At 63.3% G+C, this 22,855-nt stretch carries 12 protein-coding genes; 8 read left to right on the top strand and 4 right to left on the bottom strand.

What is annotated here, in order from left to right:
- Window positions 1–44: 44 nt before the first annotated feature.
- Window positions 45–1,149 (bottom strand): peptide chain release factor 2 gene (gene prfB / locus CNX70_RS17870; protein WP_096235817.1). Its coding sequence is split into 2 segments (ribosomal slippage): window positions 45–1,067 and window positions 1,069–1,149, totalling 1,104 coding nucleotides; the frame shifts between segments, so codons are not numbered across the junction.
- On the bottom strand, window positions 1,066–1,260 hold the full coding sequence (locus CNX70_RS28580) for a peptide chain release factor 2 (RefSeq protein WP_167389586.1): 195 nt from the start codon (window positions 1,258–1,260) through the stop codon (window positions 1,066–1,068). The genes prfB and CNX70_RS28580 overlap by 84 nt, the downstream gene beginning before the upstream one ends.
- Window positions 1,261–1,350: 90 nt before the next feature.
- On the opposite strand from CNX70_RS28580, the gene CNX70_RS17865 reads away from it, so the two are divergent.
- On the top strand, window positions 1,351–3,393 hold the full coding sequence (locus tag CNX70_RS17865; RefSeq protein ID WP_425269191.1) for a bifunctional 2',3'-cyclic-nucleotide 2'-phosphodiesterase/3'-nucleotidase: 2,043 nt from the start codon (window positions 1,351–1,353) through the stop codon (window positions 3,391–3,393).
- Complete coding sequence (locus tag CNX70_RS17860) at window positions 3,390–3,878, top strand: tetratricopeptide repeat protein (RefSeq protein ID WP_096235816.1); 489 nt, start codon at window positions 3,390–3,392, stop codon at window positions 3,876–3,878. The genes CNX70_RS17865 and CNX70_RS17860 overlap by 4 nt, the downstream gene beginning before the upstream one ends.
- A 1-nt stretch (window position 3,879) precedes the next feature.
- Here CNX70_RS17860 and CNX70_RS17855 read toward each other — a convergent pair whose 3' ends face one another.
- Both CNX70_RS17855 and CNX70_RS17850 read right to left on the bottom strand, forming a co-directional pair.
- Entirely contained in the window at window positions 3,880–4,293 is a 414-nt protein-coding gene (locus CNX70_RS17855; protein WP_096235815.1) for a hypothetical protein, read from the bottom strand.
- Between the two features lie 24 nt (window positions 4,294–4,317).
- Window positions 4,318–5,226, bottom strand: a complete 909-nt coding sequence (locus CNX70_RS17850) for a hypothetical protein (RefSeq protein WP_096235814.1) — start codon at window positions 5,224–5,226, stop codon at window positions 4,318–4,320.
- A gap of 367 nt (window positions 5,227–5,593) precedes the next feature.
- Between CNX70_RS17850 and CNX70_RS17845 the strand changes: the two genes are divergently transcribed.
- The 6 genes from CNX70_RS17845 (at window position 5,594) to CNX70_RS17820 (ending at window position 22,686) form a co-directional block, all read left to right on the top strand.
- Window positions 5,594–6,751 (top strand): ABC transporter substrate-binding protein, encoded by a 1,158-nt coding sequence (locus tag CNX70_RS17845; RefSeq protein WP_096235813.1) that lies wholly within the window; start codon window positions 5,594–5,596, stop codon window positions 6,749–6,751.
- A gap of 85 nt (window positions 6,752–6,836) precedes the next feature.
- On the top strand, window positions 6,837–7,727 hold the full coding sequence (locus CNX70_RS17840; RefSeq protein ID WP_096235812.1) for a branched-chain amino acid ABC transporter permease: 891 nt from the start codon (window positions 6,837–6,839) through the stop codon (window positions 7,725–7,727).
- A gap of 7 nt (window positions 7,728–7,734) precedes the next feature.
- Entirely contained in the window at window positions 7,735–9,678 is a 1,944-nt protein-coding gene (locus CNX70_RS17835; protein ID WP_096235811.1) for a branched-chain amino acid ABC transporter ATP-binding protein/permease, read from the top strand.
- A gap of 10 nt (window positions 9,679–9,688) precedes the next feature.
- A complete protein-coding gene (locus tag CNX70_RS17830; RefSeq protein WP_096235810.1) occupies window positions 9,689–10,411 on the top strand; it encodes an ABC transporter ATP-binding protein in 723 nt (240 codons plus the stop codon).
- Between the two features lie 476 nt (window positions 10,412–10,887).
- On the top strand, window positions 10,888–12,435 hold the full coding sequence (locus CNX70_RS17825; RefSeq protein ID WP_244198846.1) for a ShlB/FhaC/HecB family hemolysin secretion/activation protein: 1,548 nt from the start codon (window positions 10,888–10,890) through the stop codon (window positions 12,433–12,435).
- 33 nt (window positions 12,436–12,468) lie between these two features.
- Window positions 12,469–22,686 carry a YDG domain-containing protein gene (locus CNX70_RS17820; protein ID WP_096235809.1) on the top strand — a complete coding sequence of 3,406 codons (10,218 nt, stop codon included), beginning with the start codon at window positions 12,469–12,471 and terminating at the stop codon, window positions 22,684–22,686.
- Window positions 22,687–22,855: the final 169 nt, after the last annotated feature.

The following is a 22,855-nucleotide window of genomic DNA, read 5'->3' as shown; positions in this document are numbered from 1 at the left end:
AGGTGCGGGCCATACAGTTCGCGGTAGACGACTTCCTTTTATCCTTATACGCCTTGTTTCAGCGAGGCGGAAATGAACTCGTCGATGTCGCCATCGAGCACGCCCTTGGTATTGCCCGTCTCGAAGCCGGTGCGCAAGTCCTTGATGCGGGACTGGTCCAGCACATAGGAGCGGATCTGGTGACCCCAGCCCACGTCCGTCTTCGAGTCTTCCAGCTTTTGCTGTTCGCTCATGCGCTTGCGCAGTTCATGCTCGTACAGTTTGGCTTTCAGCATTTCCATCGCTTCGGCGCGGTTGCGGTGCTGCGAACGGTCGTTCTGGCACTGCACCACGATGCCGGTCGGCGCATGGGTCATGCGGACGGCGGAGTCGGTCTTGTTGATGTGCTGACCGCCGGCGCCCGACGCGCGGTAGGTATCGACGCGGATATCGGCCGGGTTGACGTCGATCTCGATCGAATCGTCGACTTCGGGATACACGAACAGCGACGTAAACGAGGTGTGGCGGCCGTTGGCCGAGTCGAACGGCGACTTGCGCACCAGGCGGTGCACGCCCGTTTCCGTGCGCAGGAAGCCGTAGGCGTGATCGCCCTCGACCTTCAGGGTGGCCGTCTTGATGCCGGCTACCTCGCCGTCGGACTGCTCGAGGATTTCAACTTTAAAACCCTTGCGTTCGCAATAGCGCAGGTACTGGCGCAGCAGCATCGAGGCCCAGTCCTGGGCTTCCGTACCGCCGGCGCCGGCCTGGATGTCGATGAAGCAGTTGTTCGGGTCCATCGGATTGTTGAACATCCGGCGAAATTCCATGCTTTCGATGACCTTGCGGATTTCCTGCACGTCCTGCTCGATCGCTTCCAGCGTCTCGTCATCGCCTTCTTCGCGCGCCATGTCGAACAGGTCGCGGGTATCGCGCAGGTCGGCATCTGCCTTGGTCAGCGTGAAGACGATCGCTTCCAGCGCCTTCTTCTCTTTACCGAGGTCCTGGGCGCGCTTCGGATCATTCCAGACGGTCGGATCTTCCAGCTCTTCGTTGACTTGCTCTAGTTTCTCCGACTTGACAGCGAAGTCAAAGATACCTCCGAAGTTCGGCTTCGCGGACCGTCAGGTCGTTCAGCAGGGCGGAGATGATATTGATGCGTTCGGCTTCCATAATGTTCTGGTCTTCTATGGTGAAATCAAACCTTGAATTATACGCGAGCGCGGCCGGTTTCCGCTGCCGCTGCGGCGCAATTGCTGTTGCACGAGACAATAAAATCGTCATTTTGCTGTATTTGCGACAATATTTTTGCCTTGAAGATGGCTGGCGTGCTGCGTATGATGCTGGCGATATTGTCTTTCCACAGGAATTCTCATGTGCCACCCCCTGCGCCAACTTCCCCGTCTTGCCCTGTTACCGCTGCTGCTGGCCGGCTGCGGCGCCTTGCCACCCGCCGCCCACGAACCGGTCCGGGCGATGGCCGCGCCAGCGGGCAGCAGCGCCACGCTGGCCCTGCTGGAGACGACGGACTTGCACGCGAATGTGCTCAGTTATGATTACTACAAGCTGCAGGCGGAGCCGTCTATCGGCCTGGAACGCACGGCGGCGCTGATCGCCCAGGCGCGCGCGCAATTTCCGAACAACCTGTTGCTCGACAATGGCGACACCATCCAGGGCACGGCGCTGGCCGACTACCAGGCATTGGTAAAACCGCTGGCCTGCGACCAGACCCTGGCCATTTACAAGGCCATGAATCTGCTGAAGGTCGATGGCGGCGGCATCGGCAACCATGAATTCAACTACGGCCTGGCCTTCTTGAGCCAGGTGACGGGCAACCAGTTTGATGTCGACAGCGTCGATGCCGGCAAACCGCGCTGCGCCGGCCCCGCGTTCCCGCAAGTGCTGGCCAACGTCTACAGCGTCAGGACGGGCAAGCCCTTGTTTGCGCCCTACCACATCATCGACAAGCAGATCACGGCGGCCGGCCCCGATGGCAAACCGGTGACCAGCAGCGTGAAGGTGGGCATCATCAGCTTTGCGCCACCCACCATCATGGCCTGGGACAAGCGCTGGCTGGAAGGCCGCGTCTACACACAGGGCGTGCGCGAGACGGCGGAAAAATTCATCCCCGAGATGCGCGCCAGGGGCGCCGAGCTGGTGGTGGCCATTTCGCACGGTGGCCTCGATGACAGCCCATATTCGCCCACCATGGAAAACGGCAATTACTACCTGTCGCAAGTGCCGGGCGTGGACGCCATGCTGATCGGCCACTCGCACCAGCTGTTCCCGAACGCCGCCAGCACGGTGCCGCAGTTTAATTTGCCAGGCGTCGACAAGGCCCGTGGCTTGGTCAACGGCGTGCCTACCGTGATGGCCAATTTGTGGGGCAAGCACCTGGGTGTGATTGGCCTCTCCCTGCGCCACGACGGCAAGCAGTGGACCATCGACAAGCGCGCCACCACGGTGGAAGCGCGCGGCATCCAGAACGCGGATAAAAGCTATGTGGCGCCTGATGCGGCCATCGCCAGGCTGGTGGCCGAGGAACATGCGGCGACGATTGCCTACGTGCAGACGCCCGTCGGCGCCACGGACTTCCGCATGTCGACGTATTTCGCCGATGTGGGCGACGTCAGCGCCATCGAGGTGGTGAACCAGGCGCAAGCGGGCTACCTGGCCGCGTATGTCAAGGCGAACCTGCCGCAGTACGCGCACTTGCCCGTGCTGTCGATGTCGTCGCCGTTCAAGAGCGGCTCGGCCGGCGTGTCCGACTACACGGACGTCAAGGCGGGCAATGTGGCGCTGAACAACGCGGCCGACCTGTATTTGTATCCGAACGCGCTGTATGGCGTGAAGATGAATGGCGCGGAACTGAAAGCCTGGCTGGAACAGTCGGCGCGGCGCTTCAATACCATCGACCCGAACAAGCTGGAAGCGCAGGAACTGGTCAACACGGCGCACCCGAGCTACAACTTCGACGCCATCACCAGCGCCGATGTGCGCTACCAGATCGACGTCACGCAGCCGCCGGGCCAGCGCATCAAGGGTTTGACGTACAAGGGCAAGCCGATGGACGCCAGCCAGGAATTTTTGATAGCGACGAATAACTATCGCGCCAGCGGCGGCGGCAATTTTCCTGGCCTCGACGGCAGCAAGACGGTGGTGGCCTCGCCCGACAATAACCGCGAACTCTTGATTGCCTACGTCACGCAAGAGAAAAACCTGACGCGGGCGAAAAACGGATCGGCGCGCAGCTGGCGCTTCGCCAAGGCTGCCACGAAAGGCCCGGTGGTGTTCCACTCGGCGCCGCACATGATCGAGCTGGCGCAAGCGGCCGGTATCGGCAATGTGACGCAGATCAAGCCTGATGATGGCGCGGGCAAGGGTTTTGCGCTGTACCAAGTGGACCTGTCGAAATGAAGGCATTGTTGTTTGCCATCGCCTTGGGCGTATCGCCGCTGGCATCGGCAGGGCCGGATGTCACGCCCCAGGCCAAGGCCTTGATGCGCGCGGGAGCAGCGTCGCAGCCGCAGGCGCGCGCGCTGTTCGCACAGGCGGCGGGGCAGGGCAGCGGTCCTGCCGCCTATTACCTGGGCCTGATGCTGAAAAACGGCATGGGTGGGCCGCAGGACAGCGCCGCCGCGCTGCGGTCGCTGGAGCTGGCCGCGCAGCGGGGCGTGGCGCCGGCCATGTTCATCGTGGCGAACCTGCTGCAGGACAGTGACGAGGAAAAGGCGCGCTACTGGCTCGATGCGGCCTGCGACCTTGGCTACCCTGAAGCGCTGCAGCAGAAATCCGTCGCCCTGGCCGAAGGGCAGATGGGCTACGCGCACAACGAGGAGCAGGGCCACCTGTATCTGATGATGGCCACGCACGCCATGGGCCATCGCCCGCCTGAACCCTGAATTAGGCTGCGGCTTCCTTCTTCGGCCTGGTCCGCAGGCTGGCCGCCGCTTCGCCGATGGCGAACGGGTCGCGCGACAGGATGGCCGCGCCCAGGTCGACCAGCCTGGCCGCCGCCGCGATGGCCGCCTTGACGTCGGCGATGCGCTTGAGCTGCAGCTTGCCCTTCGCGATGGCGCCCTCGATATCGCCACGTGCCTGCTCGGCGCCTTCGGCCGTCAGGTAAATGCCATACGCGCGGAACAGGGCCACCATCTGGTCCAGGTGGTTTTCATATTGTTCCAGCAGTGCGCGCTCGTCCGGCGCCAGCGCCTCGCGTTCGCGGATGCGCAATTCCAGCACCAGGCTTGACGCTTGCGCCAGGCTGTCGGCGATGGCGTAGCTTTGGTCTTTCGTCAGTTCGGTCAGTGTGGCCATGGGATACTCCTGTGTGCGCGCCGCTTACCAGCGGGCGGGGCCATAGAAAACAGCCTGTTTTTGCAGCGTGTCGACCTGGCGTGAAAACTGCGCCAGTTGCCGCTCCAGTTCGGGCGCCTGCAGGCGATCGAGATTGATCCGCAGCGCGGCCACGCTGGCTTGCAGCGCGTCGACGGCGGCGACATACGCTGCGACGATCTTTTCCCTTTCCTGCAATTGCCGCCCTTCCAGGTGCAGACGCGTGCGGATGTAGTTGGCGGCCAGCGGTTCACGCGGCGCGGCCTTGTCGACGGCGCCGCGCAGCAAGTCCAGGTCGCGCAATTCATCCTGCAAGCTGGCGCGGTAGCTGCGCTGGGCATACTCCTTGAGCGCATTGCTGACGATATCGACGGCTTCCTGCTCGTCGAGCAATTCGCGCAAGGCCGATTTCTGTACGCGCTGGGTGGCCAGGCGGCTCAGGTGTTCGCTCAATTTGACGACCTTGGACAGCTTGCCCGCATCGAGCAGGGGGGCGCCGGCGCCCGGCTGTGCCAGGCCGCCCAGCGCATCGCCGAGTCCGCCAAATTCTTCCTTGTAGACGGGCAGCTTGTCATCGGCCAGCGCCGCCATGGTGTGCGCGTAGCGCAGCAGGATATCGTTCAGGCTGGCGACCGACGCGCTGGCTTGCGCGATGGCGGCGCAATCGGCGCGCGCCGCCTGTTCACTGGCTTGCGCATCGAAACGCTCGGCCAGAATCAAACGCTTGCGCATGGCCTTGTCCATGCAGCTGTGGACGCCGCCCGCCAGCATGGGTTCGAAGTGCTGCGACATCTTTTGCGTCTGCTCGGCAAAGGTGCGCACGGGCGCCAGGTCGGTGGCGCAGCCGCCCAGCAGCAAGCTGGCGGTGGCGTAAAGAAGCAGAGTGGTAACGGACGGATTCGGCGGGCGCTGCATATGGCCTCCATGCGGTAGGAGCGGCTGATGGGACCGGCGCGCATGCGCTGGCATGGCCGACCTTAGCATGCTGAGGAGTAGCAGTATTGCGCCAGATCAACAGGCCGTCGACGTCGTCCGTCAGCCCCGCACCGGTGGCAGGACTGTTGCCAAATGCTGCACGGCGCTCCAATTTGCGTCATATTTTCCTTACAAAAGACTGACATCGGGCCAGCAATTCGGCTTTTTCTGCATGTTGCGATGCGTCATATGTAGTTGTTGCTGGTGCATGTTTACTCACCTACAATGATTTATCGATGGGGCGGTTATCCAGCGTACGACAATAAAAATAAGTGGCATTAAAAACGTTGTAACAGAGGAGATGACAATGAATTTGAAACAGAAATTGCTCGTGGCAAGTTTGGTTTTGGGTTTCTCGCAGGCGGCAGTCGCAGCCGACCCCATCAAGATCGGCGTGTCCGGTCCGTTCACGGGCGGCTCCGCGCCGATGGGCGTGTCGATGCGCGACGGCGTCAAGCTGGCCGTCGCTGAAATCAATGCCAAAGGCGGCGTGCTGGGCCGTTCGCTGCTGCTGATCGAGCGCGACGACGAAGCCAAGAACGAGCGCGGCGTGCAAATCGCCCAGGAACTGATCAACAAGGAAAAGGTCGCTGCCACCGTCGGCTATATCAACACGGGCGTGGCGCTGGCTTCGCAGCGCTTCTATCAGGAAGCCAAGATTCCCGTCATGAACAATGTGGCGACGGGCTCCATCGTCACCAAGCAGTTCGCCGACCAGCCGGAAAACTATATCTTCCGTAATGCGGCCAATGACACCATCCAGTCCGGCATGATCGTGCATGAGGCGATCGAGAACCGCAAGTTCAAGAAAGTGGCGATCCTCGCCGACTCGACCAACTATGGCCAGCTGGGCCGCGAAGACTTGGAAAAGGCGCTGGAAAAGAAAGGCGTCAAGCCCGTCGCCATTGAAAAATACAACATCAAGGATGTCGACATGACGGCCCAGCTGCTGAAAGCCAAGCAGGCCGGGGCGGAAGTGGTACTGACCTATGGCATCGGTCCGGAACTGGCACAGATCGCCAACGGCATGGAAAAACTGGGCTGGAAAGTGCCGCTGATCGGCAGCTGGACCCTGGCCATGGGTAACTTCATCGACAACGCGGGCAAGAACGGCAATGGCACGCGCATGCCGCAAACCTTCATCCAGGATGCCAGCACGCCGAAGCGCAAGGCCTTCATCGACGCCTATGTGGCGGCCTACAAGCCATCGGGCGGACGCATGCCATCGGCCGTCTCGGCTGCGCAAGGCTACGATTCCATCTACCTGCTGGCTGCGGCCTTCAAGCAGGCCGGCGGCACCGATGGCCCGAAAGTGCGCGCCGCGCTGGAAAACCTGACGGACAAGGTGGAAGGCGCCGTGACGACCTACAACAAACCGTTCAGCAAGACCAACCATGAAGCGATCACGGCCGAGCTGACCGTGTTTGGGGAAGTCAAGGACGGCAAGGTCGTCCTCGCCAAGTAATCCCTGCGGACATTCGCCGCGCAATGGCCAGCCTTGAGGAATCAGGACTGGCCATTTTTTCATCTTTCGTCTTCCGGGGAATACCATGGAAATCTTCCTGCAGCTTGTCTTCAGCGGCGTCGCGCTGGGCATGATCTATGCCGTCATCGCCTTCGGCTACCAGCTGACCTTCGCCACTTCCGGCACCCTCAATTTCGGCCAGGGCGAATCCCTGATGCTGGGCGCGCTGGTGGGCCTGTCCCTGGTGGGCACCATCCACGGCGGCCCTTACATGAGCTATTTGCTGATGGTCCCCATCGTCATCGCCTTCGGCGCCTTGCAGGGCGTGTTCGTCGAATGGATAGGCGTGCGGCCGGCCATCAAGATCAAGTCCGAATTCGGCTGGATCATGTCGACCATCGCGCTGGCCATCATCTTTAAAAACGTGGCGGAAAACATCTGGGGCAAGGACGACCTGACTTTCCCGTCGCCGCTCAGCGCCGCGCCGTTCAAGGTGCTGGGCGCGAACGTGCAGCCGATGCAGGTGGCCGTCATCGTCGGCGCGCTGGCCATCATGCTGGCCGTCGAGCTGTTCAACCGCAAGTCGATCTACGGCAAGGCCGTGGTAGCGACGGCAAATGACCGCGACGCGGCCGGCCTGATGGGCATCAACACGGGCATGGTGATCACCTTTTCGTATGCGCTCTCGTCGGCCACGGCCGCCTTCGCGGGCGTGCTGGTGGCACCGTTGACCCTGACCGGCGCCACCATGGGCGCCTCGCTGGGCCTGAAAGCGTTCGCCGTGGCCATCATCGGCGGGTTGACCTCGGGCATGGGCGCCATCGTCGGCGGCCTGATCCTGGGTATCGCGGAAACGACCACCGGCTATTACATTTCCACCGGCTACAAGGAAGTGCCAGGCCTGCTGTTGTTGCTGCTGGTGCTGGCCGTCAAGCCGTCCGGCCTGTTCGGCAAAGCCGCGATCAAGAAAGTCTGAGGATCACATGAACAAGAAATTCACCATGCTGGCGCTCTGCGCGGCGGGCCTGGCCGCGCTCGTGCTGTTCCCGATTGTCATCCCGAATCCGTATTACATCCACCTGGCCGAGACCATCCTGATCTATGCCATCCTGCTGTTCGGCCTCGACATCGTCGTCGGCTACACGGGGCAGGTGTCGCTGGGCCACGCTGGCCTGTTCGGCATCGGCTCGTATGCCACGGGCGTGCTGGTGTTCAAGCTGGGCCTGTCGTTCTGGCTGGCCATCCCCGCCAGCATCGTGGGCGCGGCCGTCTTCGGCGCCCTCCTGGCCTTGCCGGCCCTGCGCGTGACGGGGCCATACCTGGCCATGGTGACGCTCGCCTTCGGCACCATCATACAAATCCTGATCAATGAAATGAGCTTCCTGACGGAAGGCCCGATGGGCATCAAGATCCACAAGCCCGTCGTGTTCGGCCACAGATTGAACGAGGTGGAGTACTACTACATGGTCGCCGCGCTGATGGTGATCTCGCTGGTGGTCGTGCACCGCATCCTGAAGTCGAACCTGGGACGTGCCTTTGAGGCGCTGCGCGACAGCCCCATCGCCTCGGACTGCATGGGCGTGTCCGTGTATCGCTATAAAGTGTATGCGTTTGTCATCAGCGCCGGCTTCGCGGGCCTGGCCGGCAGCCTGTATGCGTATTCGGAAGAATATATCTCGCCCAATACCTACAACTTCGAGCTGACCATTCTGTTCCTGCTGGCCGTCATCATGGGCGGGCGCAAGACGCGTTCGGGCGCCTTGATCGGCGCGCTGATCGTCGTCATGCTGCCCAGTTTGCTGGCGGACATCGAGTTGTTCCGCAAGATCGCCGTGGCCGCCGCTGTGCTGGGCGTGATCGGTTCCGCCTTCATGCTGGCCAAGAAGCGCAGCACGCTGCGCGGCGTGCTCGTGCCGCTGGTCGCCACCATCGGCCTGGCCGCGTATTCCTATAAACTGGACAATATGATCGACTGGCGCCTGACCATCTTCGGCCTGATGACCTTATTTGTCGTCTACTACCTGCAGGACGGCATCGTCGGCTTCCTGATGAGTTTTGTGGGCAAGGGCCGGCGCCATGTGCAGGCGGTTGCCTCGCACGGCGTGGCGCCTTTTGACCACGCCCAGGGTGGCCAGCGCGGCGAAACGCTGCTGCGCGTGGACCAGGCGCTGATGCAGTTCGGCGGCCTGAAAGCGCTGAACCAGGTGGACTTGAACGTCACGCAAGGCTCGGTGCACGGCTTGATCGGGCCGAACGGCTCGGGCAAGAGCACGATGATGAATGTGCTGACGGGCATCTACAAGCCGACGGCGGGCAAGGTGGAATTTGCCGGCGCCGTCATTTCCGGCCGCACGCCGTCCGAAATCGCCCTGGGCGGCGTGGCGCGCACCTTCCAGAACGTGCAGCTGTTCGGCGAGATGACGGCCACCGAAAACGTGCTGGTGGGCTTGCACAACACCTTCAAATCGAACGTGCTGGACGTGATGCTGCACACGCCCCTCTACAAGCGCGAAGAGCGCCTGGCGCGCGAGCGGGCCGCCAGCATCCTCGAATTCGTCGGCCTGGCCGACCTGGCCAATGAAGAGGCGCGCAATCTGCCGTATGGCAAACAGCGGCTGCTGGAAATCGGCCGCGCGCTGGGCCTCAACCCGCGCCTGCTGCTGCTCGACGAGCCGGCGGCGGGCCTGACGGCGCCCGACATCAAGGAGCTGATGGCCATCATCCGCAAGATCCGCGACCACGGCATTACCATCATCCTGATCGAGCACCACATGGACGTGGTGATGGCCCTGTCGGACGTGGTGACGGTGCTGGACTTCGGCCAGAAGATCGCCGAAGGCGCACCCGCGCTTGTCCAGAGCGATCCGAAAGTGATCGAAGCCTACCTGGGCGGCAGCGCCGACACCCTGAGCCCCGCGGCGCACTGAGAGGAAGACCATGCTGACCATTCATAATCTGCACGCCGCCTACGGCAAAGTCGAAGTCTTGCACGGCATTTCGCTGGAAGTCCCGAAGGGCAAGCTGGTGACCCTGATCGGCTCGAACGGCGCCGGCAAGACCACCACCATGCGCGCCATTTCTGGCATGCTGAAACCCAAATCGGGTACCGTCACCCTGGGTGGCAAGGACGTCACGGGGCTCGACTCGCACCGCATCGCGCGCGCCGGCCTGGCCCATTCGCCGGAAGGGCGGCGCGTGTTCGCCTCCATGTCGGTGACGGACAACCTGCTGCTGGGCGCCTTTCCCCGCTTTACGCGTTCGCGCCCGAAAGGTGACATCAAGGGCGACCTGGACAAGGCCCTGGACCTGTTCCCCCGTCTGAAGGAGCGGCGCGACCAGCTGGCCGGCACCTTGTCGGGCGGCGAGCAGCAGATGCTGGCCATGGCGCGCGCCGTCATGCTGAACCCGGAAGTAATTCTGCTCGACGAGCCGTCGATGGGCCTGGCGCCCATCCTGGTGGAGGAAGTGTTTCGCATCATCACGCGCCTGAAAGGCGAAGGCGTGACCATGCTGCTGGTGGAGCAATTCGCCGCCGCCGCCCTGAACGTGGCCGATTACGGCTACGTGCTGGAAAACGGCAGCATCTCCGTGCACGGCCCGGCCGAAAGTCTGAAGACCGATCCGAAGGTGATCGCCGCGTATCTGGGGGGAGGGCATTGAGAGGACGTTTGACGCGCCTGCTCCAGCTCCTGCATGGGCAGTGTCAAATCATGGCTTGACGTATTTGCTTCGATCACCGCAGCGGCACGCTCGCGCCGGGCCGCTGCCGCCGTTGCCGCCAACGCTGGCAACTATACAAGACCGCTTGCCGTCAAATCGAGCAGAAACTGCTTGATCGACGCGCCGTTTGAGCATTTTGCGCGCCAAACTCGCCAGGAAGGCGAATTCATGTGCGCTTTCCTAATATAAAAAATAAAGATCGTCAAGTTTTAGAGCGGAACTGTTACAGTGTGGGAACTATTAAATTAATATTTGGCAACTTTACCGCCCACTGCCCACCGCTGATGATGTAATCGAGAGGATTTTTTGCGCACCCAACTCCTGCCCCTGACCCTGCTACTGCTGATCCAGAACGCGTACGCCGTCGATCCCCCAGCGCCGGCAGCCAGCTGCAGCAGATTCCCGTCGCGCCCCAGTTGCCGAAGGCGCCGCCAGCCATCCGCGTGCAGCAGGGCAATGTACCGGCCACCACGCTGGGCGATACCACCCGCATCACGGTACAGCGCCTGCAGGTGACGGCGCCGCCCGTCTTTGCCGAGAGCGAACTGGTCGCCGCCACGGGTTTCGTGCCGGGCAGCGAGCTGACCCTGGGCGAACTGCGCGCCATGGCGTCAAAAATTGCCAGCTATTACCAGAACCGTGGCTATTTCCTCGCGCAGGCGTATCTGCCCGCGCAAGACATCCAGGATGGCGTGGTGCAAATCACCGTGCTGCCGGGCCAGTATGGGCAAGTGCAGCTGCGCAACCAGAGCAATTTGTCGGACGGCCTGGCCGGCACGATATTGGCCGGTCTGGACGGGCAAGTGATTTCCACGCCGCCGCTGGAGCGGCGCTTGCTGCTGCTGTCGGACTTGCCGGGCGTGCAGGTCAGCTCGACCCTGGCGCCGGGCGCGTCCCTGGGCGCGTCCGACCTCATCGTCGACGTGCAGCCGGGATCGCGCTTCAACGGCAGCATCGACGTCGATAACCAGGGCAACCGCTACACGGGCCGCAACCGCATCGGCGCCACCTTGAACATCAATGAACTGGCCGGCATCGGCGACGTGGCCACGCTACGTGCCTTCACCTCGGCCGACGGGCTCAATTACGTGCGTGGCGCGTACCAGGGCCAGGCCGGTTTGCTGCGTCTGGGCGGCGCCTACACGTATATGGATTACAAGCTGGGCAAGGAATTTGCCGTATTGGACGCCAAGGGCACGGCGAAGATCGCCAGCGCGTATGGCAGTTATCCGCTGATCCGCTCGCGCAGCAGCAACCTGTATGCGCAAGTCAGCTATGACGACAAGACCTTCCAGGATCGAACGGAATCGACGGGCAGCGTCAACGACAAGACGGCCAGGGTGTGGATGCTGAACCTGAACGGCGACGCCAAGGATGGCTGGGGCGGCGGTGGCGCGAGCACGTATTCCATCACTTACACCACGGGCAAGATCGATATCGAGACGCCGCTGGCACGCCGGATCGATCAGTTGACGGTGAAGAGCAACGGCCATTTCAACAAGCTCGCTTTCAACGCGGCGCGCCTGCAAAGCCTGGGCGGCGAGACCAGCTTGTTTGGCACCCTCAGCGGCCAGGCCGCGTCGAAAAATCTCGACGTGTCGGAAAAGATGGGCATCGGCGGCGTGGGCGGCGTGCGCGCCTATCCGGGCGGCGAGGCGTATGGCGACCAGGGTTACGTGCTGAACCTGGAACTGCGCCAGAATCTCACGGCTTTTACCTCCTTGCCCGGCCAGCTGCAGGTGCTGGCCTTTGCCGACACGGGCAGCGTCAAGCTGAACCGCGACGCCTGGAGCGCCGGCGAGAACCGCCGCACCTTGAGCGGCGCCGGCGTGGGCGTGACGTGGACGGGCGCCAATGCGCTCGTCCTGAAAGCGTATTACGCACACAAGCTGGGCAATGCCAAGGCGACCTCCGCACCGGATGCTGCAGGCCGCTTCTGGCTGCAAGCCGTCAAGTATTTCTAAATTAGTACAAGTTAAAACACTCAGGACACCGCCATGAACCGCATCTACCGCTCCATCTGGAACCAGGCTACCGGCGCGTATGCCGCCGTTTCCGAAAACGTCAAATCCGCCGGCAAGCGCTCGATGCCAGGATGCAGCGGGGGCGGGGCGCATTTTGCCTTGACCAGCATGGCGGCGGCGCTGATGCTGGGCTACGGCAGTCTTGCGCTGGCGGGGCCCACAGGCGGCACGGTGGTGGCGGGGCAGGCCAGCATCACCGGTGCGCCAGGTGCCACGGTGATCAGGCAGGGCAGCCAGAACGCCGTCATCAACTGGGCCAACTTCAATATCAACAAGGGCGAGTCGGTGCAATTCGTGCAGCCGAACAGCAATGCGGTGGCCCTGAACCGCGTGCTGGGCAGCGATGGCACGACCATCCTCGGCAACTTGTCGGCCAACGGCAAGGTGTTTATCGTCAACCCGAACGGCGTGCTGTTCGGCCAGGGCGCGTCCGTGAACACGGCGGGCCTGGTGGCCTCCACCTTGGATATCAACAATGCCGACTTCATGGCCGGCAAGTACCAATTTAGCGGCAACGGTACCGGCAAGGTGCTGAACCAGGGTTCGATCAGCGCACCGGGCGGCTATGTGGCCTTGCTGGGCGCCAACGTGTCGAACGAGGGCACGATCCAGGCACGCCTGGGTTCGGTGGCCCTGGCGGCGGGGCGCGCCATCACGCTCGATGTGGCGGGCGACGGCTTGCTCAATGTCGCTGTCAACGCGGGCGCCGTGGGCGCCTTGGTCAACAATGGCGGCATGATCCGGGCGGACGGCGGCAGCGTGGTACTGACGGCGCAGGCGGCCGGCGACTTGCTGAAAACCGTCGTCAACAACACGGGCGTGATCGAGGCGCAGACGATCGATACGCGTGGCGGCACGATCAAGTTGCTGGGCGATATGCAGAGCGGCACGGTGAACGCGGGCGGCACGCTGGACGCCAGCGCGCCAACAGGCGGCAAGGGCGGCTTCATCGATACCTCGGCCGCGCATGTGAAGATCGACGACGCGCTGAAGGTGACGACGGCATCAAGCAACGGCTTGACCGGCACCTGGCTGATCGACCCGACCGACTACACCATCGCGGCGACCGGCGGCGACCAGACCGGCGCGTTTTATACGAATGCGCTCAAGAGCACCAGTGTCCAGATTCAGAGCATCTCGGGCGGTACCGGCGTGTTGGGCGACATCAACGTCAACGACACGATTTCGTGGTCGGCCAACCAGCTGAAGATGACGGCGCAAAACAATATCAATATCAACCAGCCATTGCGCGGCTCCGGCACGGCCAGCCTGGCGCTGGAATATGGCCAGGCCAACGTGGCATCCGGCAACTTGAGCAAGTACAACGTCAAGGCCGAGATCGACCTGCCGTCGGGGCTGAACTTCAGCACCAAGCTGGGCAGTGACGGCACGGCGACGGCCTATACGGTGATCAACTCCCTGGGCGCGGCCACCAGCGTAAGCGGCACCGATTTGCAAGGCTTGAAAAATGCGCTGAGCGGCAACTTCGTACTGGGCGCCAATATCGACGCCACCGGCACGGCGAACACGGCGGTCTGGGGCGCCAACGGTTTCACGCCGATCGGCACCAGCGCCGTGCCATTTACCGGCCAGTTCGATGGCCTGGGCCATGTCATCAATGGTTTGACAATTACCAACACCGCGTCCGCCGGTATTGCCGCGCTGTTCGGCGCGACCAGCACGACGGCAAGCTTGCGCAACATCGGCTTGTCGAACGTTGCCATCACCGGCAATATCGCCAGTGGTACTTATGGCCAGACGGCGGCACTGGTCGGCATCAACAATGGCATCATCAGCAATGCTTTTGTCAGCAGTGGCACGGTATCGGCCGCAAGCAGGACGCATGCCGGCGGCCTGGTGGCACTCAATCAAGGCACCATCACCGACAGCTACAACAACGGCTCGGTGATCCTGACCACGGTAAAGCAAGATGGCTGGTTGGGCGGCCTGGTGGGCAATACCACTGCCAACAGCAAGATTATCAACAGCTATAACAGCGGTAGCGTGACCGGGCTGTTCATGGCGGCGGGCCTGGTCGCCAACAACCTGGGCAGCATCACCAACAGTTTCAATTCCGGCGTGGTGTCAGGCAAAAACGATGTCGGTGGCCTGGTCGTCCACAATCGCGCAGGCGGCGTCATCACCAACAGCTACAACACCGGCGCCGTGTCGGGAGGTGCCTATGTGGGTGGCCTGGCGGCTGTCACTTACACCGTTAGCGGCGCCACACCTGCTTCTCTGATCAGCAACAGTTATTCCACCGGAACAGTCACCGCGCAGGGCCTGGGCGCCAGCACTTCCAGCACCACTGCCACCGGTGGCCTGGTCGGCATGCACAAGGGGCAGCTTAGCGACAGTTACGTGACCGGTGCAGTCAATGGCGCTAGCGGGTCTAACGTCGGCATCCCCAGCGGCACAGGCGGCGTGGTTGGCACGATCGGTGTCGCCGGTAGTGTCGCCAGGGTGTATTCGTCCGGCACGGTGGGCTTGATCAATAGCGCCACCGGCACGGTGGGCGGCGTGGTCGGCATCATCAGCGCCGCCACGGGTTCGATCGCTAACAGTTATTACAATACAACTTTGAATCCGGCCCCGATTGTGGCGGTTGGCAACAATTCCGGCGGCGGGACGGTCACGACGGTCACGGGCCTGACAGCGACGGAAATGCGAACCGGATCGAATTTCGGCGGCTTCAATTTCACGACCACGCCTGGCGCAACCGGCAACAATTGGGTGATGGTCAATACCGACGGCACGCTCAACGGCGCGGGCAACGCGACAGGCGCCACCGGGCCGATGCTCTCGTCCGAATACAGCACCACTATTTACAATACGCATCAATTGCAATTGATGGCGATGAACCTGGCCGGCAATTATACGCTGGGCATGGATGTCAACGCGGCCGGCACCGGCACCGGCAGTGATGTGTGGAACGGCGGCACCTTTGTGCCGGTCGGTGCCAGCAGCGGCGCCAGGTTCACCGGCACCTTCGACGGCGCCGGTCATGTCATTTCAGGTCTGGTCGTCAACCGTCCAGGCACGGATTACGCCGGCCTGTTCGGCGCCACGTCGAGCACGGCGATCGTGCGCAATGCCGGCCTGGAAGGCGGCAGCATCACCGGCAGGGATAGCACCGGCGCGCTGGTCGGCAACAATGCCGGCCTTGTCAGTGGCAATTACAGCACCGCGAGCGTGACCGGCTCGACCGACGTCGGCGGCCTGGTCGGCAGCAACAGTGGTACTGTCAGCAACAGCTATGCCTCCGGCACGGTGAGCGGCAGCACCGATGTGGGCGGCCTGGTCGGCCTCAATTCCGGCACCTTGAGCAATAACTACGCCACCGGCGCCGTCTCCGGCATCCTCAACGTGGGCGGCCTGGTGGGCGTCAATAGTGGCAGCGCGAGCGGCAACTTCTGGGATGCCACCACTACGGGCCAGGCCACCAGCGCCACCGGCACCGGCTTGACCACCGCGCAAATGAAATTGCTGTCCACCTACAGCGGCGCAGCGTGGGACCTGGCCGGCGCGTGGATCGTCTACGACACGAATACCTACCCCTTGCTGCGCGCCTTCATGACGCCGCTGCAGGTGACGTTTGCCTCGAACGCCAGCAAGACCTATGACGGCACCAGCAGCTGGACGGCGCCGGGCGCCACCTTCTCGAACCCGAATGCCACGCTGTCCGGTTCACTGAACTATGGCGCGGCGGGCAGCGCGGTCAACGCCGGCACCTACGCCATCACGGCCGGCGGCCTGTATTCTGGCCAGCGCGGTTATGCCATCAATTCCAACGCGGCGACGCTGACCATCGACAGGAAGGCCGCCACCGTCACCGGCGGGGTGGTGAGCAGCCGCGACTATAACGGCACCACCGCCGCCACGATCAGCGGCGCCACCGTGAGCGGCCTGCTGTCGCAGGACAACGGCAATGTCGTGGTCAACACGGGCACCTTCGACACCAAGGATGCCGGCACTGGCAAGGCCGTCACGGCGATCACCACCGGCAGCGCCGGTGGCAACTATATCGTCACGGCCACCGGCCTGACCGGCACCATTACGCCGAAAGCATTGAGCGTCACCGGCCTGGCCGCGACCACCAGGCAATACAACAAACTGGCGTCGGCAACCGTGACTGGCGGTACCTTGAATGGCCTGGTGACCGGTGAAACCCTGAACCTCGGCGCGTCGAGCGGCACTTACCTGGATGCCAACGCTGGCACCAACAAGACGCTGACGCTGACGCTGGGCACGGTGTCCGATGGCACTGGCCTGGCCAGCAATTATTCGATCGCCACGCCGACCAACGTCACCGGCACCATCACGCCCAAGGTCTTGAGCTGGATTAACCTGGCGGTGGGTAACAAAGTGTACGACGGCAACGCGACGGCCGCCATCAACAAGGGCAGCATCACCGGCCTGATTAGCGGCGAAACGCTGGCAGTAGGCCCTACCGCCGCGTTTGCCGACCAGAACGCCGGCAATGGCAAGACGGTCACCGTCCACACCAACCTGGGCAATGGCAGCGGCGGCGGCCTGGCGTCCAACTACACGCTTGCCGATACCACCGTGCTGGCCAGCATCACGCCCAAAGCCTTGACGTTGACCGGCGTGGCAGCCGGCAACAAGACTTACGACGGCACCAAGGCGGCCGCAATGACGGGTGGCACCCTGGGCGGCATGATCGGCACTGAAACGGTTAACCTGGGCACGCTGTCGGGCACCTTCGCCGACCAGAACGCCGGCAACGGCATTGCCGTGACGGTTACCGGCGGCACCTTGTCAGACGGCAGCAATGGCCTGGCCAGCAACTACACGCTCGGTGGCGTGACGGGCCTGTCGGCCAATATCACGCAAAAAGCCTTGACGGTCAGCGGCGTGAGCGTCGCCAGCAAGATCTATGACGGCAACACCAAGGCCAGCATTTCGGGCGGTACCCTGAATGGCCTGGTGATCGGCGAAACCCTGAGCCTGTCTGGCCAGAGCGGCGCATTCAACGACAAGGACGCGGGCAACGGCAAGGCCGTGACGGTGACCGGCGCCACGCTGGCCGACGGCACCGGCTTGGCCAGCAACTATACGGTCAGCAACGCGACCGGCGTCACCGGCAATATCACCCCGAAGGCGCTGACGGTCAGCGGTGCCAGCGCGCTAACCCGCGTCTACGATGGCACCAAGGCCGCGACCCTGGCGGGCGGCGTGCTCGATGGTCTGCTCAGCGGCGAAACATTGACGCTGTCCGGCTTGAGCGGCGCTTATGCCACCAAGACTGCCGGCAGCGGCAAGGCCGTCACCGTCACCGGCGTCACGCTGGCCGACAATGCCGGCGGCTTGGCCAGCAATTACACGGTCAGCAATCCGACCAGTGTGACCGGCAACGTCACCAAGGCAAGCATTTCCAGCGTCAGCGGCTTGAGCGCCAGCGACAAGACCTACGATGGCAGCACTGCCGCCGTGATTGGCGGCAAGGCCGTCATCACCGGCATGGTGCTTGGCGACGATCTGGCCTTTTCCAGCGCCAGCGGCGCCTTCAGCGACCAGAATGCGGGCACCGGCAAGACTGTCAATATCTCCGGCATCACGCTGACGGGCAACGACCTGGCCAACTATGACCTCACCAATGCCAGCGCCACGGCCACCGCCAGCATCGCCCGGAAGGCATTGACGGTGATCGGTGCAACAGCCGCTGACCGGGTCTATGACGGCAGCACGGTGGCCACCATCAGCGGCGGCAGCCTGGACGGCCTGGTCGGCAAGGAAACCCTGACGCTGACCAGCATGACGGGGCTGTTTGCCGACAAGAATGTCGGTACCGCGAAAGCGGTGACCGTCAGTGGCGCGGCCTTGACGGGCGGCGCGAATGGCGGCCTGGCGTCCAACTACACGGTCACCGATTCGACCGGTTTGACGGCCAATATCACCAAGGCCACCATCAGCACCGTCAGCAATATCGTCGCCGACAACAAGGTCTACGACGGCAATACCAAGGCCACCGTCAGCGCCACCGGCGCCACCTTCAACGGCATGGTCAGCGGCGACAGCCTGTTGTTCAGCGCCACCTCGGCACTGTTCAATGACAAGAATGCCGGCAGCAAGACGGTGACGGTGAGCGGCATCGCACTCGGCGGCACGGATGCGGGCAACTACAACCTGACCAACACCAGCGGCAGCGGCACCGGCGCCATCACACCGAAAGCGCTGACGATTACCGGCATGTCGGCCGTGAATAAAGTCTATGACGGCAACACCAAGGCCAGCGTGACGGGCGGGTCGATCAGCGGCCTGGTCGGCACGGAAACTCTGGGCGTGACGGGTTTGACGGTCACCTTCGACGACAAGAACGCCGGCACCGGCAAGGCTGTCACGGCCACCGGTACCACCCTGGTCAACGGCGGCAACGGCGGCCTGGCCAGCAACTACACGATGGCCAACCCGACCGGTTTCACAGCCAATATCACGCCGAAAGCGCTGACGGTAACGGGCATGACGGCCGGCACGCGCGTCTACGACGGCACCACCGCGGCCACCTTGAGTGGCGGCGCCCTGAGCGGCCTGGTCAGCGGTGAAACGCTGGTGGTCAGCGGCGGCAGTGGCGTGTTTGCCGACAAGAACGCCGGCAACGGCAAGGCGGTGACGGTCAGTGGCGTGGGCATTGCCGACGGCAGCGGCCTGGCCAGCAATTACACGGTCAGCAACCCGACCAGCGTGACGGGCAACATCACGCAAAAAGTGCTGATGGTCACAGGCGCACTGGCGGCCGACAAAACCTATGACGGCGCGCTCGATGCGAGCATCACGGGCGGCAGCCTGAGCGGCTTTGTCGGTTCTGAAACGCTCGGCCTGAGCAGCCTGGCCGGTGCGTTTGGCGACAAGAATGCCGGTGCTGGCAAGGCTGTCAGCGTCACCGGCGGTACCTTGTCCAACGGCAGCAACGGCGGCCTGGCCAGCAATTACTCGGTCGGCCCGGTCAGCGGTCTTGCGGCCAGCATCGCGCAAAAAGCGTTGAGCGTCACGGGCGTGGCGGCCGCCAATAAGGTGTATGACGGCAGCACCAAAGCAACCGTCAGCGGTGGCGCCTTGAATGGCCTGGTCGGTGGCGAAACCCTGGGCTTGTCCGGTCTGTCGGGCGCCTTTGGCGACAAGAACGCCGGCACCGGCAAAGCCGTCATTGTCAGCGGCGCGCAGATCAGCGATGGCACCGGCCTGGCCAGCAACTACGCGGTCAGCAACCCGACTGACGTGACGGCCAATATCAGCCAGGCCAGCATCAGCTCGGTGACCAATGTGGTGGCCGACAGCAAGGTCTATGACGGTGGCACTTCCGCCACCTTCGCAACGGCCACGGCCACTTTCAATGGCATGGTGAGCGGCGACAGCCTGGCCATCGGCGCCACCAAGGCCGCGTTCAGCGACAAGAACGCCGGCACCGGCAAGGCCGTGACGATTTCCTTCCTGACCCTGGGCGGCCTTGACGCGGCCAACTACACGCTGGCCAGCACCACCGCGACCGGCAGCGGCACCATCACGCCGAAGGCGCTGACGATTAGCGGCATGTCGGCCGTGAATAAAGTCTATGACGGCAGCACCAAGGCGACCTTGTCGGGCGGCTCGATCAGCGGCCTGGTCGGCTCTGAAACGCTGGGCGTGACGGGCTTGAGCGCTACCTTTGATACCAGGGACGCCGGCACCGGCAAGACGGTGACGGCGACCGGTTCGACCCTGGTCAACGGCGGCAACGGCGGCCTGGCGGCCAACTATACGATCAGCAACCCGAGCGGCCTGATCGCCAGTATCACGCCGAAAGCCTTGACGCTATCGGGCATGACGGCGGGCACGCGCGCCTATGACGGCACCACGGCCGCAACCCTGGCCGGCGGCAGTTTGACGGGCCTGGTTACGGGCGAGACGCTGGTGGTCTCGGGCGGCAGCGGCGTGTTTGGCGACAAGAACGCCGGCAATGGCAAGGCGGTGACGGTTTCGGGCTTCAGCCTGGCCGACGGCACGGGCCTGGCCAGCAATTACACGCTCAGCAATCCGAGCAATGTGACGGGTTCCATCACGCAAAAAGTGCTGACTGTCACCGGCGCACTGGCGGCCGACAAAACCTATGACGGTGCGCTCGATGCCACCATCACGGGCGGCACCCTGAACGGCCTGGTGGGCTCGGAAACGCTCGGCCTGGCGGACCTGGCCGGTGCGTTTTTTGATAAGAATGCCGGCAGCGGCAAGGCCGTCAGCGTCACCGGCGGTACCTTGTCGAATGGCGCCAACGGCGGCTTGGCCAGCAATTACTCGGTCAGCAATCCGACCGGCTTGACGGCCAGCATCACCGCCAAGGCCTTGACGGTAACGGGCCAAGTGGCTGGCAATAAAGTCTACGACGGCAATACGGCGGCGCAATTGTCCGGCGGCGTGCTGGCGGGCTTGGTGGCGGGCGAAACCCTGGGCATTGCAGGTCAAACTGCCGTGTTCAGCGACAAGAACGCGGCCAACGCCAAGGCGGTGACGGTGACGGGCACGAGCCTGGTCGACACCATCACCGGCCTGGCCAGCAACTATACGGTCAGCAACCCGACCGGCTTGACGGCCAGCATCACGGCCAAGGCCTTGACGGTGACGGGCCAACTGGCGGGCAATAAAGTCTATGACGGCAATACAGTCGCCAGCCTGTCCGGTGGCGCCTTGAGCGGCCTGGTGGCGGGTGAGGCATTGGGCATTGCGGGTCAAACTGCCGTGTTCAGCGACAAGAACGCGGCCAATGGCAAAGCCGTGACGGTAACGGGCACAACCCTGCTCGACACGGCCAGCGGTCTTGCCAGCAACTATACGGTCAGCAACCCGACCGGCTTGACGGCCAGCATCACGGCCAAGGCCTTGACGGTGACGGGCCAACTGGCGGGCAATAAAGTCTATGACGGCAATACGGCGGCGCAATTGTCCGGCGGCGTGCTGGCGGGCTTGGTGGCGGGCGAAAGCCTGGGCATTGCGGGCCAAACTGCCGTGTTCAGCGACAAGAACGCGGCCAACGCCAAGGCGGTGACGGTGACGGGCACGAGCCTGGTCGACACCATCACCGGCCTGGCCAGCAACTATACGGTCAGCAACCCGACCGGCTTGACGGCCAGCATCACGGCCAAGGCCTTGACGGTGACGGGCCAACTGGCGGGCAATAAAGTCTATGACGGCAATACGGCGGCGCAATTGTCCGGCGGCGTGCTGGCGGGCTTGGTGGCGGGCGAAAGCCTGGGCCTGGCTGGCCAGACAGCAAGCTTTGCCGACAAGAACGCGGCCAACGCCAAGGCGGTGACGGTGACGGGCACGAGCCTGGTCGACACGGCCAGCGGCCTGGCCAGCAATTATACGGTTAGCAATCCGACCGGTTTGACAGCCAGCATCACGCCGGCCAGCCTGCTGGTGCGCGCCACGGGTGCCGCGCCGCGCGTGTATGACACCAGCACCAACACCAGCGTGACCCTGGCGGACAACCGTATCGCCGGCGACGTGCTGAGCATCAGCAACAGCGGCGCCAGCTTTGCCGACAAGAACGCCGGCGCCAACAAAACGGTGACGGTGAACGGCATTGCGCTCAGCGGTACGGACGCCGGCAATTACACGGTCAACGCCACGGCGACCACCACGGCCAGCATCACGCAGGCGGCCCTGGAGGTGAAGGTGGGCAATGCCGAGAAAGACCAGGGCTTTGTCAATCCGGCCTTCACGGCCAGCTACACGGGCTTGCTGGGCAATGACACGCTGGCAAACGAGGTCAGCGGCAATCTGGCGTTCAGCACGCCGGCCACTATCGCTACGCCATCGGGCAGCTATCTGGTGTCGGCTGCCGGCCAGACGTCGACCAACTATGCGTTGACATACACGCCGGGCGTGCTGACCGTCAAGCCGACCGAAGCGCTGCAAAGCGCGGTGGCCAGCGTGATCGCGGCGGTCAATGTGGCGCCATCGCAGGGCAATATGGTGCAGGCCGACGTGGTGGCGAAAGGCGAAACTGTGACCAGCAAGGAAGACGCGGTGCAGGTGGCGCTGGAGGGCCGTCAGCCGCAGCAGGGCAGCACGCCGGTGGTGCTGACGACGGCATCGGTGAACAGCAATGTCTTGCCGGGCTTGCGCCTGAGTGTGGTCGACACGGGCCTGCGACTGCCTGTGGCGGCTGGCAACACCAGTATCGAAAGCCAGTAAGCGTACATTAACCGGGTTTGCCAGTGGAAGTGCCGCTTCGTGCACCATGCGAAGCGGCATTTTTTTTGCTGCCCTGCCATCTGCGATCCGAAGGTGATTGCGGCCTGCCTTGCAGAAGGGTACTGAAAGCCGCTTGCTGCGTATTATCAAATCATCTACACTGCGCTCT

Source organism: Janthinobacterium svalbardense (assembly GCF_002327145.1).
Lineage (GTDB): Bacteria > Pseudomonadota > Gammaproteobacteria > Burkholderiales > Burkholderiaceae_D > Janthinobacterium > Janthinobacterium tructae.
Note: the sequence above shows the minus strand (reverse complement) of the source record. Positions and strands in the feature narration are given on the sequence as shown.

What these genes read in the sequence shown, in the direction of transcription:
- CNX70_RS28580 (WP_167389586.1), bottom strand. Translation starts at nt 1,260, where the DNA reads ATGACGATTTTATTGTCTCGTGCAACAGCAATTGCGCCGCAGCGGCAG.
- CNX70_RS17865 (WP_425269191.1), top strand. Translation starts at nt 1,351, where the DNA reads ATGTGCCACCCCCTGCGCCAACTTCCCCGTCTTGCCCTGTTACCGCTG.
- CNX70_RS17860 (WP_096235816.1), top strand. Translation starts at nt 3,390, where the DNA reads ATGAAGGCATTGTTGTTTGCCATCGCCTTGGGCGTATCGCCGCTGGCA.
- CNX70_RS17855 (WP_096235815.1), bottom strand. Translation starts at nt 4,293, where the DNA reads ATGGCCACACTGACCGAACTGACGAAAGACCAAAGCTACGCCATCGCC.
- CNX70_RS17850 (WP_096235814.1), bottom strand. Translation starts at nt 5,226, where the DNA reads ATGCAGCGCCCGCCGAATCCGTCCGTTACCACTCTGCTTCTTTACGCC.
- CNX70_RS17845 (WP_096235813.1), top strand. Translation starts at nt 5,594, where the DNA reads ATGAATTTGAAACAGAAATTGCTCGTGGCAAGTTTGGTTTTGGGTTTC.
- CNX70_RS17840 (WP_096235812.1), top strand. Translation starts at nt 6,837, where the DNA reads ATGGAAATCTTCCTGCAGCTTGTCTTCAGCGGCGTCGCGCTGGGCATG.
- CNX70_RS17835 (WP_096235811.1), top strand. Translation starts at nt 7,735, where the DNA reads ATGAACAAGAAATTCACCATGCTGGCGCTCTGCGCGGCGGGCCTGGCC.
- CNX70_RS17830 (WP_096235810.1), top strand. Translation starts at nt 9,689, where the DNA reads ATGCTGACCATTCATAATCTGCACGCCGCCTACGGCAAAGTCGAAGTC.
- CNX70_RS17820 (WP_096235809.1), top strand. Translation starts at nt 12,469, where the DNA reads ATGAACCGCATCTACCGCTCCATCTGGAACCAGGCTACCGGCGCGTAT.